This is a genomic window from Streptomyces sp. NPDC004732, from assembly GCF_040609235.1.
GTDB lineage: Bacteria > Actinomycetota > Actinomycetes > Streptomycetales > Streptomycetaceae > Streptomyces.
Genome location: NZ_JBEXJR010000008.1, coordinates 72,240 through 85,872, shown reverse-complemented (window position 1 = coordinate 85,872; position 13,633 = coordinate 72,240). Strand labels below are relative to the sequence as shown.

General features: G+C 71.5%; 14 protein-coding genes. 6 read left to right on the top strand and 8 right to left on the bottom strand.

Features of this window, described 5'->3' with window-relative positions:
• Positions 1-90: 90 nt before the first annotated feature.
• The 4 genes from ABZV77_RS24165 (at position 91) to ABZV77_RS24150 (ending at position 4,663) form a co-directional block, all read left to right on the top strand.
• Positions 91-1,362, top strand: coding sequence for an aspartate kinase (locus tag ABZV77_RS24165; protein ID WP_356260468.1), 1,272 nt, complete (start codon positions 91-93; stop codon positions 1,360-1,362).
• Positions 1,359-2,414 (top strand): aspartate-semialdehyde dehydrogenase, encoded by a 1,056-nt coding sequence (locus tag ABZV77_RS24160; protein WP_356260466.1) that lies wholly within the window; start codon positions 1,359-1,361, stop codon positions 2,412-2,414. The genes ABZV77_RS24165 and ABZV77_RS24160 overlap by 4 nt, the downstream gene beginning before the upstream one ends.
• Positions 2,415-2,777: 363 nt before the next feature.
• Entirely contained in the window at positions 2,778-3,440 is a 663-nt protein-coding gene (locus ABZV77_RS24155) for a SigE family RNA polymerase sigma factor (RefSeq protein ID WP_356260463.1), read from the top strand.
• Positions 3,437-4,663, top strand: a complete 1,227-nt coding sequence (locus tag ABZV77_RS24150) for a hypothetical protein (RefSeq protein WP_356260461.1) — start codon at positions 3,437-3,439, stop codon at positions 4,661-4,663. Before ABZV77_RS24155 ends, ABZV77_RS24150 begins: the two co-directional genes overlap by 4 nt.
• A 26-nt stretch (positions 4,664-4,689) precedes the next feature.
• Here the strand turns inward: ABZV77_RS24150 and ABZV77_RS24145 are convergent, their stop codons facing one another.
• Together ABZV77_RS24145 and ABZV77_RS24140 are read right to left on the bottom strand one after the other, a co-directional pair.
• Complete coding sequence (locus ABZV77_RS24145; RefSeq protein ID WP_356260458.1) at positions 4,690-5,502, bottom strand: SURF1 family protein; 813 nt, start codon at positions 5,500-5,502, stop codon at positions 4,690-4,692.
• A gap of 78 nt (positions 5,503-5,580) precedes the next feature.
• The gene (locus tag ABZV77_RS24140) at positions 5,581-7,371 is read right to left on the bottom strand and encodes a prolyl oligopeptidase family serine peptidase (protein ID WP_356261587.1); all 1,791 of its coding nucleotides are present in this window, start codon (positions 7,369-7,371) and stop codon (positions 5,581-5,583) included.
• Positions 7,372-7,502: 131 nt separating this feature from the next.
• Between ABZV77_RS24140 and ABZV77_RS24135 the strand changes: the two genes are divergently transcribed.
• On the top strand, positions 7,503-8,336 hold the full coding sequence (locus ABZV77_RS24135; RefSeq protein ID WP_356260455.1) for a class I SAM-dependent methyltransferase: 834 nt from the start codon (positions 7,503-7,505) through the stop codon (positions 8,334-8,336).
• Between the two features lie 32 nt (positions 8,337-8,368).
• On the opposite strand, the gene ABZV77_RS24130 is transcribed toward ABZV77_RS24135, so the two are convergent.
• Positions 8,369-8,977: a hypothetical protein gene (locus ABZV77_RS24130; RefSeq protein ID WP_356260452.1), complete on the bottom strand. Its 609-nt coding sequence runs from the start codon at positions 8,975-8,977 to the stop codon at positions 8,369-8,371.
• A gap of 282 nt (positions 8,978-9,259) precedes the next feature.
• Between ABZV77_RS24130 and ABZV77_RS24125 the strand changes: the two genes are divergently transcribed.
• On the top strand, positions 9,260-10,075 hold the full coding sequence (locus ABZV77_RS24125) for an RNA polymerase sigma factor SigF (RefSeq protein ID WP_356260449.1): 816 nt from the start codon (positions 9,260-9,262) through the stop codon (positions 10,073-10,075).
• 28 nt (positions 10,076-10,103) lie between these two features.
• On the opposite strand, the gene ABZV77_RS24120 is transcribed toward ABZV77_RS24125, so the two are convergent.
• The 5 genes from ABZV77_RS24120 to ABZV77_RS24100 form a co-directional block, all read right to left on the bottom strand.
• Positions 10,104-11,030 (bottom strand): hypothetical protein, encoded by a 927-nt coding sequence (locus ABZV77_RS24120; RefSeq protein ID WP_356260446.1) that lies wholly within the window; start codon positions 11,028-11,030, stop codon positions 10,104-10,106.
• Between the two features lie 216 nt (positions 11,031-11,246).
• On the bottom strand, positions 11,247-11,864 hold the full coding sequence (locus ABZV77_RS24115) for a hypothetical protein (RefSeq protein WP_356260443.1): 618 nt from the start codon (positions 11,862-11,864) through the stop codon (positions 11,247-11,249).
• On the bottom strand, positions 11,861-12,808 hold the full coding sequence (locus ABZV77_RS24110) for a DUF6286 domain-containing protein (protein ID WP_356260440.1): 948 nt from the start codon (positions 12,806-12,808) through the stop codon (positions 11,861-11,863). The genes ABZV77_RS24115 and ABZV77_RS24110 overlap by 4 nt, the downstream gene beginning before the upstream one ends.
• Positions 12,805-12,990: a hypothetical protein gene (locus ABZV77_RS24105; protein WP_356260437.1), complete on the bottom strand. Its 186-nt coding sequence runs from the start codon at positions 12,988-12,990 to the stop codon at positions 12,805-12,807. The genes ABZV77_RS24110 and ABZV77_RS24105 overlap by 4 nt, the downstream gene beginning before the upstream one ends.
• A gap of 3 nt (positions 12,991-12,993) precedes the next feature.
• Entirely contained in the window at positions 12,994-13,518 is a 525-nt protein-coding gene (locus ABZV77_RS24100; RefSeq protein ID WP_356260434.1) for an Asp23/Gls24 family envelope stress response protein, read from the bottom strand.
• Positions 13,519-13,633: the final 115 nt, after the last annotated feature.

The following is a 13,633-nucleotide window of genomic DNA, read 5'->3' as shown; positions in this document are numbered from 1 at the left end:
ATGTGATATCGCCCTGGCGAATTTCGGCCGCTCGTTAGACTGAGCCGACCGCAGTAGTGCGGTAAGAGACGGACTGAGCGAGGAGCGCACGTGAGCCTTGTCGTGCAGAAGTACGGAGGCTCCTCCGTAGCCGATGCCGAGGGCATCAAGCGGGTCGCCAAGAGAATTGTCGACGCCAAGAAGAACGGCCACCAGGTCGTTGTCGTGGTGTCGGCGATGGGTGACACGACGGATGAGTTGATCGATCTCGCCGGACAGGTATCCCCGATTCCTGCCGGACGCGAATTCGACATGCTGCTGACCGCTGGTGAGCGCATCTCCATGGCCCTGCTGGCCATGGCGATCAAAAACCTGGGCCACGAGGCCCAGTCGTTCACGGGCAGCCAGGCCGGCGTCATCACCGACTCCGTCCACAACAAAGCGCGGATCATCGATGTCACTCCGGGCCGCATCCGGACCTCCGTCGACGAGGGCAACATCGCCATCGTCGCCGGGTTCCAGGGCGTCAGCCAGGAGGGGAAGAACATCACGACCCTCGGGCGTGGTGGTTCGGACACGACCGCCGTCGCCCTCGCCGCCGCGCTCGACGCAGAGGTCTGCGAGATCTACACGGACGTCGACGGTGTCTTCACCGCCGACCCGCGCGTGGTGAAGAAGGCGCGGAAGATCGACTGGATCTCCTTCGAGGACATGCTGGAGCTCGCGAGCTCCGGCTCCAAGGTGCTCCTCCACCGCTGTGTGGAGTACGCCCGTCGTTACAACATCCCGATCCACGTGCGGTCCTCGTTCTCGGGGCTTCAGGGCACGTGGGTCAGCAACGAACCGCAAGGGGACCGCAAGGTGGAGCAGGCCATCATCTCCGGTGTCGCGCACGACACCTCCGAGGCCAAGATCACGGTCGTCGGCGTGCCCGACAAGCCGGGCGAGGCCGCCTCGATCTTCCGCGCCATCGCGGACGCCGAGGTCAACATCGACATGGTCGTGCAGAACGTGTCGGCCGCCTCGACGGGCCTGACCGACATCTCCTTCACGCTTCCCAAGGCCGAGGGCCGCAAGGCCATCGACGCCCTGGAGAAGACCCGCGCGAGCGTCGGTTTCGACTCGCTGCGCTACGACGACCAGATCGCGAAGATCTCGCTCGTCGGCGCCGGTATGAAGACGAACCCGGGCGTCACCGCGACCTTCTTCGAGGCGCTCAGCGACGCGGGCGTCAACATCGAGCTCATCTCGACCTCCGAGATCCGCATCTCGGTCGTCACGCGCGACGACGACGTGACCGAGGCCGTGCGCGCCGTGCACACCGCCTTCGGGCTCGACTCCGACACGGACGAGGCCGTGGTCTATGGAGGCACCGGCCGATGAGCCGCAAGCCGACGCTCGCGGTCGTCGGAGCGACCGGGGCCGTCGGCACCGTCATGCTCCAGATCCTGTCGCAGCACGCCGACATCTGGGGCGAGATCAGACTCGTCGCCTCCCCGCGCTCGGCCGGCAAGAAGCTGGCCGTACGCGGGGAGGAGATCGAGGTCCTGGCCCTGTCCGAGGAAGTCTTCGACGGGGTCGACGTCGCCATGTTCGACGTGCCCGACGAGGTGGCCGCGCAGTGGGCGCCCGTCGCCGCCGCCAAGGGCGTCGTCGTGGTCGACAACTCCGCCGCCTTCCGGATGGACCCGGACGTCCCGCTGGTCGTCCCCGAGGTCAACCCGCACGCCGCGCGCGTGCGGCCGCGCGGCATCGTCGCCAACCCGAACTGCACGACGCTCTCGATGATCGTGGCCGTCGGCGCGCTGCACGCCGAGTTCGGCCTGCGCGAGCTGATCGTCTCCTCGTACCAAGCGGTGAGCGGGGCTGGCCGGGACGGCGTGGACACGCTGCGGCGGCAGCTGAAGCTGGTTGCGGGCAGCGAGCTCGGCACCAGCCCCGGAGACGTACGCAGGGCCGTCGGCGACGACACCGGGCCCTTCCCCGAGCCCGTCGCCCTGAACGTCGTCCCGTGGGCCGGGTCCCTGAGGGACGACGGCTGGTCGTCCGAGGAGATGAAGGTACGGGACGAGTCGCGGAAGATCCTCGGGCTTCCGGGGCTCCGCGTCGCCGCCACGTGCGTGCGCGTGCCCGTCGTGACCACCCACTCCCTGACCGTCCACGCACGCTTCGAGGACGAGGTCACGGTGGACCGGGCGCGCGAGATCCTGGCCACCGCGCCGGGCGTCGTGCTGTTCGACAATCCGGCCGCGGGGGAGTTCCCCACCCCGGCGGACGTGGTGGGCACGGACCCGACCTGGGTCGGCCGGGTGCGGCGGTCGCTTGACGACCCCACCGCGCTGGAGCTGTTCGTCTGCGGCGACAACCTGCGCAAGGGTGCCGCGCTGAACACCGCGCAGATCGCGGAGCTGGTGGCCGGGGAGTTCACGGCCTGAGGCCCTCGCCGAGGGACGGGTCGAGGGCATCTTTGAAGGTATTGGTACATACCACCCCACAGCCGAGAGCTATGTGGGATCTGTGTAAGTTCTGTGTCCAACTTGGTCGTCGTGCGTCCTTGAACTGGATCATCTCCGCGTTCGAAGATTCCCGTCTGATCACTGCAACCGGCGACAGGCGGGGGGACGTCTTTAGCGGTCGCCCTCAGGGGCGGCCTGGGCGCCGGGAAAAATGGGCATAGGGGAAGAGCTGGTACGCATGGGGGCATTTGATGCATCGTCACGAGCGGTGCCCGCGCGACCTGCCGCAAACGCGATCCCGGATGCGTACAACCCTGATGGGGGGAAGCGTGTCCAACAAGCGTGGCAGAGGTACTCGACTTCACAGCGGTACAGGCGAGGGGCGCGGCGACACTGCGCCCCACTCGCCGTCCCCGCGCGACCGGTGGCATGCCGGTGATCGCACCCATGCCCGCAGCGCGACCAACCCGCATCCCGGCGCAGCGCGAGGGCGCTGACGACACGATGACTGCGGGCACAACAGTCGACCATCTCACCGACACCTACCGCGCCCACTACAGGTCGCTGCTCGGCCTCGCCGCGCTGCTCCTGGACGACACGGCGTCTTGTGAGGACGTCGTGCAGGAGGCGTTCATCCGGGTGCACTCGGCGCGCAAGCGGGTGCGGGACCCCGAGAAGACGCTGGCCTATCTGCGGCAGACCGTCGTGAACCTCTCGCGGTCCGCGCTGCGTCGGCGCATTCTCGGGCTGAAGCTGCTCTCGAAGCCGATGCCCGACATGGCGAGCGCGGAGGAGGGTGCGTATGACCTGCTGGAGCGCGACGAGCTGATCAAGGCGATGCGCGGCCTCCAGCGGCGCCAGCGCGAGGTCCTCGTGCTGCGCTACTTCGCCGACATGACCGAGGCCCAGGTCGCCGAGACGCTCGGCATATCGCTGGGCTCGGTGAAGGCGTACGGCTCGCGCGGCATCGCGGCCCTGCGGGTCGCCATGGAGGCGCCGGCATGAGTGAGCGCAAGCGTGACGAGCAGGGCGGATTTGAGCAGCATGGCAGGAACGAAGACGTGAACCACGGTCCCGTAGACGATCCCGAGTCAGGGCCTGAGTCCGAGCCCGAGCCCGAGCCCGAGCACACGCCCGAGTCCGGGGCGAGTGGGGCCGGGTCGCTGGACCGGCTTCGTGCCGTGGTCGGGACCGGCTCCGGCGACACGCAGGGTGACGGGAGCGGGCTCGGCTCCGAGGGCGAATTCGGCTCCGACGAGCTCGCGCTGCGGCGCCTGATGCGGCAGGCCGTGGAGGAGATCGAGCCGGGCGAGCACGCCCTCGACCACCTGCGGAAGGCGGTCCCGGCTCGTCGGGCCCGCAAGCGCCAGGCCGTCGTCGGCCTCGCCGCCGCCGCGCTCTTCATCGGCACCGCCGTCCCCGCCCTGGTGCACGTCACCAACTCCAGCGGCGACTCGGACGACCGCACCTCGATCGCGGGCAACAGCCAGGACGCGCAGGGCGGCTCCAGCCAGGGCAAGGGGCCCGACGGCGGCGAGAAGGGCTCCGGAACGAAGCCCGACAAGGCCAAGGGCAAGGACAAGAAGGACAAGAAGGACAAGAAGGACGACAAGGGGAAGGGCGGCACGGGCGGTGGCGGTACGGGATCGCCCGACCCCTCCACCTCCGAGGTCGCCAGCTCGCCCGTCTGCGACGCCACCCAGCTCGGCGCCACCGGCAGCGCGAACCCCGCGGACGCCAACGGCGCGGTGTACGGCTCCTTCCGCGTCTCCAACATCTCGGACAGCAGCTGCACGGTCGAGGCGGCGGGCGCCGTCGGCGCGGTGGCGCAGGGCGCGGCCGACCCGGCGAAGGTCGGCGTGATCGACCATACGGCCGGGGACGCGGCGAGCGGTCTGCCCGACCCCTCGCAGGAGGCCAGCCCGCTCGTGCTGCAGCCCGGCGCGGCGTACGAGGTGCGGTTCGCCTGGCTGCCGTCGGACAAGTGTCCGTCGGACGGCGGGGAGCCCTCGCCCAACCCGACGCCCTCGGAGGGCGGCACCGGGACTCCGGAGGGCGGGACGCCCGACGGGATGGACGCACAGCTGGAGCGGTCGGACGGCGGCGTGGCCGACGGCAGCGTCGTGGTCTCCCTGACCGCCGAGGCGGGTGCGCCGTCGGCGGGTGCGACGATCACCAACGCGTGCGCGGGGACGGTGTACCGGACCGGGGTGCTGCCCGCTTCCTAGCGGGCCGCTTCCTGGCTGCCCGCTTCCTAGGCGGGCGGCGCGACCGGCTCGCTGTCGGACTCCGGGTCCGGGAGCAGGCCGAGCCGTGCGTCGCGGGCGAACTCCGCCTCGCGGCGGAACAGCCGGAACCACATGAAGACGACGAAGCCCGCGAAGACGAACCACTCGCCGGTGTAGCCGAGGTTCTGGAAGGCCTTCAGGTCCAGGCCGGTGTTGTTCGGTGCGGTCGCAGGGACCGCCTTCATCCCCGAGTCGGCCTTGTCGAGGGTGATCCACGCGTCGTACAGGTCGTCGCGCACGACGTTGACCAGCGACGCCGAGCTGATCGCGCCCAGCTGGCCGTCGGGCAGGCCGCCCGCGGCGCTGACCCCGTTGGAACCCGGGCTCTCCGAAGCCTGCAGAGCGCCCTTCACCGTGACCTCGCCCTTGGGGGCGGCCGGAGCCTTGGCGTCGCTCGCGTCGCCGGGCAGCCAGCCGCGGACCACGGGCAGCGACTTTCCGCTGTCCGTCCGCAGCAGGGTCAGTACGTAGAAGCCGCGCTTCTCGTCCAGCTCCCGGTCCGGTACGAGAAGCTGCTTGCCGTAGCGACCGGTCGCCGTGGCCTGCTCGCCGGAGGTTTCCCTGTCGACGGGGAGCAGTGAGCCAAGGGGTCGGCCCTCGGCGTCGGCCGCGGACTCCGAGGCCTGCTCCTTGACGTGCTCCTTGGCGGACTCATGGTCCTGTACGCGGTCCTCGAAGCGGCCGAGCTGCCAGGAACCCATGAAAATGCAGAAGGGGATGGCCAGCACGACGAAGACGTTGATGCCCCACCAGCGTGGCGTCAGCAGAAACCGGTACACACCCCCACGGTACGGGGCCCCTACGGGGCGCCCGTCCGTGGGGTCCGCCACCCCGGCGGGGCGCCCCGCGAGAGACCTCTAGGCCCTCTCCCCCAGATACCGCTCCGCGAAGTCCAGCTCCAGGGACACCTGCTTGATGCGCTCGTCCACGACCAGCGACCCGTGGCCCGCGTCGTAGCGGTAGACCTCGTGGGGGGCGCCTCGGGCGGCGAGGCGGGTCACGTAGTTGTCGATCTGGCGGATCGGGCAGCGGGGGTCGTTGACGCCCGCGGAGATGTAGACGGGGGCCTGCACGTCGTCCACGTACGTCAGCGGGGACGAGGCGCGGAAGCGGTCGGGGACCTCCTCCGGCGTGCCGCCGAGCAGCGTGCGGTCCATCGCCTTCAGTGCTTCCATCTCGTCGTGGTACGCCGTCACGTAGTCCGCGACGGGGACGGCCGCCAGGCCGACCGCCCAGGACCGGGGCTGGGTGCCGAGGCCGAGCAGCGTGAGATACCCGCCCCAGGAGCCGCCCGCGAGGACCAGCCGGTCGGGGTCGGCCAGACCGGACGTCACCGCCCACTCCCGGACCGCCTCGATGTCCTCCAGCTCGATGAGGCCGACGCGGTGCTTGAGGGCGTCGGTCCACTCCCTGCCGTACCCCGTCGAGCCGCGGTAGTTGACCCGGACGACCGCGTAGCCGTGGTCGACCCAGGCGGCCGGTCCCGCCGCGAAGGAGTCGCTGTCGTGCCAGGTGGGGCCGCCGTGCACCTCGAAGACGGTGGGCAGGGGGCCCGACGAGGCCGCAGAGCCCGCGGGGCGCTGGACGAGTGCGTGGATGCGGCCGCCGGGCCCTTCCACCCACACGTCCTCCACCGGGACGGACTTCGGGGCCTTCATGCCGGGCGGGTCCAGGACCACGCCGCCCGCCGTGGAGCGGACCACCGGCGGCTCGGCCGCCGACGACCACATGTACTCCACGGAGCCGTCGGGACGGGCCGTCGCGCCCGACACGGAGCCCGCGGGCGTCTCGATCCGCGCCAGCTCGGCGGTGGACAGGTCGAACCGGAAGAGCTCGCCGCGGGCCTCGAACTCGTGTGCGACGAGGAGTGCGGAGCCGTCCGGATACCACTCGGCGCTCACATCGCCCGGCAGGCCGAGCACGAGGTCGTTCTCCTCGCCCGACGCGACGTCCCACACCATCGGCTCCCAGCGGCCGCGCCGCTGATGCCCGACGAGCAGCCGCGTGTCGCCGTCGACCGGGGCGAAGCCGAGGACCTCGAGGCCCAGCTCGACCGTGCCGCCCTTGGTGTCGTCGAGCTCGGCGACGGCCGAGCCGTCGGGCCGGATCACCCGGAGGGCGGAGTGCATCGCGTCGCCGTGCTCCGTGTGCTCGACGGCGATCAGCGTGCCGTCGTGCGAGAGGTCGCCGACGCCCGCCGACTCCCGGTGGCGGTACACCTCGACCGGGGCGGTGCCGTCAGGGCGTACGACATGGATCGTGGAGCCCTCGTCGTCCGTGGAGCGGCCGACGACCACCGTCCTGCCGTCCCTGCCCAGGGCGAGACCCGCGGGATAGGAGGCCTCCAGGCCCGGCACCGCGGCCTCGTCGCCGCCCCCGGTGAAGGGCTGGCGCCGCCATACGCCGAACTCGTCGCCGTCCGTGTCGTCGAACCACCAGATCCACTCGCCGTCGGGCGACAGCGCGCCGTCCGTCGTGCCGTTCGCCCGCTCGGTCACCTGGCGCTGGGCGCCGGTCGACCTGTCCCATGCGTACAACTCATAAGTCCCCGTCGCGTTCGACACGAACAAGGAGCGCTGCGGGGCGTCCTCCGCCCAGTCCGGCAGTGACACCCGCGGCGCCCTGAACCGCTTCTCCCAGTCCGGCATGGAGGACTCCGCCCCCGTGATCCCTGCACCCGTCGCGCTCGTCGCACCCGTCTCGCTCATGCCCCCATACTGCCTGCCCCCGCCGACAATCCGCTGGCGGGATTCCCCAGCCTGTGGATAACTTTTCGACCATGTACTCCCGGACGCCCGAGGACTGGCGCGAGACCAACCGGAGGCGCTGGGACGAGCGCGTTCCGCTCCACCTCGCCAGCGACTACTACGACCTCGACGCCTTCCGCGCGGGCAAGGACCCGCTGCGCGACCACGAGCTAGCGGAGGTCGGCGACGTACGCGGAAAGTCCCTGCTGCACCTGCAGTGCCACATCGGCCTCGACACCCTGTCCTGGGCGCGGCACGGCGCGTCCCGCGTGGTCGGGCTCGACTTCTCCGAGCCTGCCGTCGAAGCCGCCCGCGAGCTCGCCGCCGAGCTCGGCCTCACCCCGGAGCAGGCCACTTTCGTCGCAGCCGACGTGTACGACGCGGCCGATGCGGTGCCCGACGCCTCGTACGACATCGTCTACACCGGAGTGGGCGCGCTCGGCTGGCTGCCCGACATCCAGCGCTGGGCCGAGACCGCCGCCTCACTGGTGACGCCCGGCGGCTTCCTCTACCTCTCCGAGTTCCATCCGCTCACCGACGTCCTGGACGACGCCACGGGCTCACGCGTCGAGCACGACTACTTCGCGCGCGACGCCTGGGTCGACGACACACCCGGCGGGTACGCGGACACGACCACCCCCACCGTCCACAACCGCACGGTCGAGTGGCAGCACCCGATCGGCGACGTCGTCTCCGCGCTCGCCGCCGCGGACCTGCGCATCGAGTTCCTGCGCGAGCGCGACCAGACGCTCTTCGAGCGCTTCGGCACGCTCGAACTCCGCGACGGCGCCTACCGCTTCCCCTCCGACCGGCCCCGCATCCCGCTCATGTACTCCCTGCGGGCGAGCAGGCCGGTGGGCCGGTAGGAGGGGCGGCGGTGCCTCACGGCGGCGGTGTCTCACGGCAGCGGGGACGGTGGCCTCAGCCAGCCCTCCTGCCGGGGAGTGAACCCGCCGAGCTGCGTCCAGTCCCACGACTGCAGCACCTTCCGGCCCTGGACGTCGTCCGGGTCGATGACGGCGACGACGACTTCGGACGTGTGCCGGGTGAGGAGCAGCGTCCGCAGCCGGGCCGCGACGCCCGAGCCGCGCTCCGCGGGCACCACCATCAGCTCCCTCAGCAGGAACACCCGCCCCGAAGCGGTCCGTTCCTCGACGTCGGGGGAGAGGACGCTGCGGAGGGACTCCCACCACTCGCCGCCCCGCTCGGCGCGGTAGCCGTAGAGGCAGCCGACCAGGCCCCCGGAGTCGGCCACGACCATGTCGAAGTCGGTCTGCTGCACGTCGTGTTCGAAGCGGCGCAGGAAGTCCTGCCGCAGGCCGTACCTGGATTCGCCGGTACCCGAGCCACTGGCCACGCCGATATTGGCCACGCCACTACCGGTGGCACCCGCCACACCGGCCGTACCGACCGTGCCGCGACCCGCCTCCACATAGAGGTCGGCGACGGCCTCGCGCTGCTGCTCCGCCTGCCAACGGCTCAGCCGCCGCAGGAACATCTCTGGCATGTGCGCCTCCCGCCCCGCCCGCTGAGGGCGACTCCCCCTACACCCTGACTCCGCATGGTGACAGTACGGACCGGCGAGCGGAACGGTGCGTCAGGTCGGACAGGGGCCCTTCGAACTCGCCTCGTACTCGGGGAGCTTAAACCGGGAAGTACTGGGAAGACGGGACTGTGGATGTCCCGCCCGTTGTCCCCGAGCGAAGGTGAACCCGTGAGGCCGCCTACACAGTTGACTGCAGCATCTGCACAAGAGGAAGCGCGCCCGGCGCCTGCTCCCTGGGAAGAGATGTACAGCAGCGAACTGCCGTGGGTCGAGGACGCGGGCAGCGTCGCGCCCAAGGACGCCCGGGACCTGTCGAAGATCTTCTTCGACCGGCTCCAGGTGCTCGAAGAGGGCACGCACGAGTATCAGTACGCGCGCAACACCCTGATCGAGATGAACCTGTCCCTCGTGCACTACGCGGCAGGCCGGTTCCGCGGCGGCAGCACCGACATCGACGACATCGTGCAGGTCGGCACGATCGGCCTGATCAAGGCCATCGACCGCTTCGACCTGTCCCGCGAGGTCGCGTTCAGCACCTTCGCGCTGCCGTACATCACGGGCGAGATCAAGAGGTTCTTCCGCGACACCACCTGGGCCGTGCACGTTCCGCGCCGCCTCCAGGAGCTCCGCGTCGACCTCTCCAAGGCCAAGGAGTCGCTGGGCGCCGAGCTGGACCGCGAACCCACCGTCCGGGAGCTCGCGGACCACCTCGACCTCACCGAGGAGGAGGTCAACGACGGCCTCGTCGCCGCCAACGGCTACACGGCGGGCTCCATCGACGTCCCCGTCGGCCAGGACGACGGCTCGCAGGGCCGTGACTACGCCGACGTGCTCGGCGAGGACGACCCCGCGCTCGACCTCTTCGAGGATCTGCACGCCCTCGCCCCGCTCATCGAGCAGTTGAACGAGCGCGAGCGGCACATCATCGAGATGCGCTTCGGCCAGGAGATGACGCAGGCCCAGATCGGGGAGGTGCTCAGCATCTCGCAGATGCACGTCTCGCGGCTGCTGACGCGCACCCTCGCCAAGCTGCGCTCCGGGCTGCTCACCGAACGCTGAGGTCCGGTCCTCTCACATCTCGGCCCTCTCACATTCCGACGGGATACGCATGCACGTCCCCATAGGGAAGGTGGTAGTCCTCCGGCTGCCCCTGCTGCGCGTACGGAGGATGCTGGCTCAGCGTCTCTTGCGGGAAAAGGCCATGAGGAGACCCGTCGGCTCGGTGGCGCCGGTGGCGCCCGGGTTGTCGCGAGGGAGCCTGCGCGGGCTCCCATGAGTCACCTCCCGTCCGGACATCGGCCTGAGCCGCGGCGGCCGCTGCCTGGGCGGGTGCGCTCTCCGCATAGGAGAGCTCCTGCACCCTGAGCGCCAGTGCCGTCAGATCACAGCCCAGCTGAGTGGCGAGCACGCTGGGGTTCACCCCCTCGTGCCAGCCCTGGACCAGCAGCTGGTCCATCGGCACGGTCCACGCGACGGTGTGGGGCACCGCCGCGGGAGCCGCGACCTGCACGTGCGGGGCGGCGGAGGCGGCCGCGGGAGCGGGGGCAGGGGCAGCGACGGGTCCGGGCGCGGGCTTCGGCGCGGCCGCGGACGCGGGCGCGGACACCGCGACGGTCTCCCGAACGGGTGCGGCCGCGGGCGCGACCACGGGCGTGGGAATCGTCGCCGTCAAGGATTCCGCCGGGTCGGGGGAGGCCCGCTCCGGCACGGCCCGGGGCTCCTGCGCCGGTGTCGGTGCCTGCGCCTGTGTCTCCTGCGGCTCGCACGGCTCCACGGGCGCGGACCGTGGCGCGTACGCCTGGACCGACGCGGCCTCCGCGGCCAGGTCGAGCACGTTGGTCGCCAGGTCGAGCGCTTCCTCGCGGTTCACGGACTTGCGTGCCGTCCGCACGTCGCGTTCCGGCAGACCGAGCACGTGCGCCGCCCCCGTGTCGCTGCCGATGGTGACGGCGAGCGCCGCCAGCACACGGTTTCTGCTCTTTCTCAGCTCCTCCAAGGTCAACTGCGCGTCCACGACACGCTCGTTGGCTTCGCAATACATGTCTGCGAGCACGGCATGTCGCTCAAGCCGGTCCCTGAGTTCCATGACCGACTGAACGGATGAACGTCTTTGAAGGAAATGGCGTTGACCGCCAAGTACTCCAGTCGGCCCTACTTCTCCTATCAGCAGGTGGGTCATTCGTACTGTCCGGAGAACGGGAGAACCGGTGAACCGGTGAACCGGAGAAATTCAGAGCAGACGGCGCGGTCGGCCGACGGACCTGCGACGCGCCGAACCGGCCCGCGGCGACCGCACCGTGAGGTGTACGCCGACGGCCAGCGGGCGGGGTGACACCGCGGCCCGCGCCTCGGTCACCGTCTGCCGGGCGAGGCACCCGAGCACCGCCTCCGGCGAACTGTCCGGCAGCAGGACCAGCGTGATGCGGGCCCGCAGCCGCCGCGGGTTCCCCCGGAGGCGTACGCGCGCGTGGGCCACGCCGTCGATGGCGCGCGCCCGCTCGGTCATCACCGCCGCAAGCGCGGCCCCGGACAGCGTGACGTCGGGCTGCCCGAGGGGCAGTTCGCGCAGCCGCCCGCCGCGCACCTGCGCCACGGCCCAGCCGAGGAACAGGAGTACGCCGACGGAGAGCGCGGCGATCACCAACGGCGTCCACCAGCCCTGGTCCCGCCACCCGCTGAGCTCCTGCCCGTCGAGCCACACCCGGTCGGAGCCGAGCCGCGGCACGTCCGACGGCAGCCGGTCGCGTACGACATCGGTCGCGGACGCCAGCACGGCTCCCGCGCCCAGGAGCGCCACCGCGAGACAGAGCAGGGCGGTGCGGTTGCTGTTGGTACGGAGACGGCTCACTGGCCATCACCTCCTTGCGCCGGAGCGCGCCAGGCGGGTTCGGTGCGCAGCCTGACCCGCAGCCGCGGCGGTCTGGCGGCCCCGCAGGAGGCCAGGGCGCGCTCCGCCGCCTCGGTCAATGCCCGGTGGGCCGGGTCGAGTTCGCCGAAGGCGAGCCCGGCGCGCACGGTGGCCCTGCGCCGCCCGACACGGACCCGCACGCGGGTGATGCCGGGCAGGCCCGACACGGCGTCCCGCAGCAGCGTCGCCACGGCGCTCCGGTCGATGACCGCGCGGACGTCCGGCAGCGGCGGCCGCAGGGGCAGCCGCCCGCGCGCGCCCGGCGTGACGGCGAGGACCAGCAGCCACACGCCGAGGCAGAGCACGGCGAACGCCGCCACCGCGCCGGGCCACGCGCCCGCGTGCGGGCCGTGCGTGGTGAGCCGGTCCATCAGGTCGGACCGCCAGCGCGCGGGCGCACGACCGGCCGCGTGCACGGCCAGCACGTCGTAAAGGAGCACGGCGCAGGCGGCGGCGGCAGCCAGCGCCGCCACCGCCACGGGCGCGCGGCGCGGGGACCACGGGCGCCGGGCCCGCAGCTCGCCGCCCGCCTGCTCCTCGGCCACCGTCTGCGCCACCACGGTCCCCTCGCCCGCCGCCCGTACGCGCAGCTCCCTGACCCGCACCCGCGCCGTGGGCACGGCGAGGCCGGTGAGCCGGGCCGTGCGGTCGGCGACGTGCGACCGGACGCGCTCGCCCGACTCGTCGAGCACCAGGGGATAGGGCAGCGTCACGGTGACGTCGACCCGCGCCCGGCGGCCGCGGACCGATGCCGAACTCCGGCCGGTCCGCACCTCGCCGGGCGCGAGCGCCTCCGTGGCGGCCCGCTCGGCGATGCGGCGCACCGCGCGGTCGGCGACGGTCGTCGTGCCGCGGTCCGCCGCGGGGACGCCGGGGACACTCATCGACGGCCCCGGTCCCGGCCGCTGAGGAAGCCCCGTACGTCCGTGCCGTCATCCACGAGGCGCCCCACCACGAAGCCGACCGCGCCGAGCGCGCCGACCAGGAGGAACGCCCCGAAGCCGCCGAACCACGCGGCGAACCCCAGGGCCATCCCGGCGACCAGGCCCACCAGAGCTGTGTTCACCACTTACTCCACACGCGTGTCGCCGGCGGAGTCCGCGCTGTCGTCGTCGGGCAGCCGTACGTCGTTGACCGCGACGTTGACCTCGACGACCTCGAGCCCGGTGATGCGCTCCACGGCGGCGATGACGTTCTCGCGCACGTCGTGGGCGACGTCGGTGATCGGGACGCCGTACTCGACGACGATGTCCAGGTCGATCGCCGTCTGCCGCTCGCCGACCTCGACCTTCACGCCGCGCCCGACGTTGGGACGCCCGCCGGGGACACGGTCGCGGACGGCCCCGATGGTGCGGGAGAGCCCGCCGCCCATGTCGTGCACGCCGGGGATCTCGCGTGCGGCCGTCCCGGCGATCTTCACCACCACCACGTCGGCGATGGAGGTCTTGCCGCGGGTCGCGGCGGGCTCGCTGGCCCCGGTGCGGCCCGTCACGGTGGTGCTGCCCGGCACGGACTGCACGGTGCCGGTGAGGCCCTGCTCATCTCCACGGGACGCCGTTGCGGACGTCTTCGAAGTGCTCTCCTGAGTCGCCATGAAAGGCATCTCCTCGTTGTCAGGTCGTCAGGGACTGCTCAACTCCTACGACCCGAGTGCCCCGGATCCGTTACGCGCCTCGGAGGAATTTCTTTTTCTGGTGGCCGATCTGCCC

What these genes read in the sequence shown, in the direction of transcription:
- ABZV77_RS24130 (WP_356260452.1), bottom strand. Translation starts at nt 8,977, where the DNA reads ATGCCAGAGATGTTCCTGCGGCGGCTGAGCCGTTGGCAGGCGGAGCAG.
- ABZV77_RS24160 (WP_356260466.1), top strand. Translation starts at nt 1,359, where the DNA reads ATGAGCCGCAAGCCGACGCTCGCGGTCGTCGGAGCGACCGGGGCCGTC.
- ABZV77_RS24140 (WP_356261587.1), bottom strand. Translation starts at nt 7,371, where the DNA reads ATGCCGGACTGGGAGAAGCGGTTCAGGGCGCCGCGGGTGTCACTGCCG.
- ABZV77_RS24135 (WP_356260455.1), top strand. Translation starts at nt 7,503, where the DNA reads ATGTACTCCCGGACGCCCGAGGACTGGCGCGAGACCAACCGGAGGCGC.
- ABZV77_RS24150 (WP_356260461.1), top strand. Translation starts at nt 3,437, where the DNA reads ATGAGTGAGCGCAAGCGTGACGAGCAGGGCGGATTTGAGCAGCATGGC.
- ABZV77_RS24125 (WP_356260449.1), top strand. Translation starts at nt 9,260, where the DNA reads ATGTACAGCAGCGAACTGCCGTGGGTCGAGGACGCGGGCAGCGTCGCG.
- ABZV77_RS24110 (WP_356260440.1), bottom strand. Translation starts at nt 12,808, where the DNA reads ATGAGTGTCCCCGGCGTCCCCGCGGCGGACCGCGGCACGACGACCGTC.
- ABZV77_RS24100 (WP_356260434.1), bottom strand. Translation starts at nt 13,518, where the DNA reads ATGGCGACTCAGGAGAGCACTTCGAAGACGTCCGCAACGGCGTCCCGT.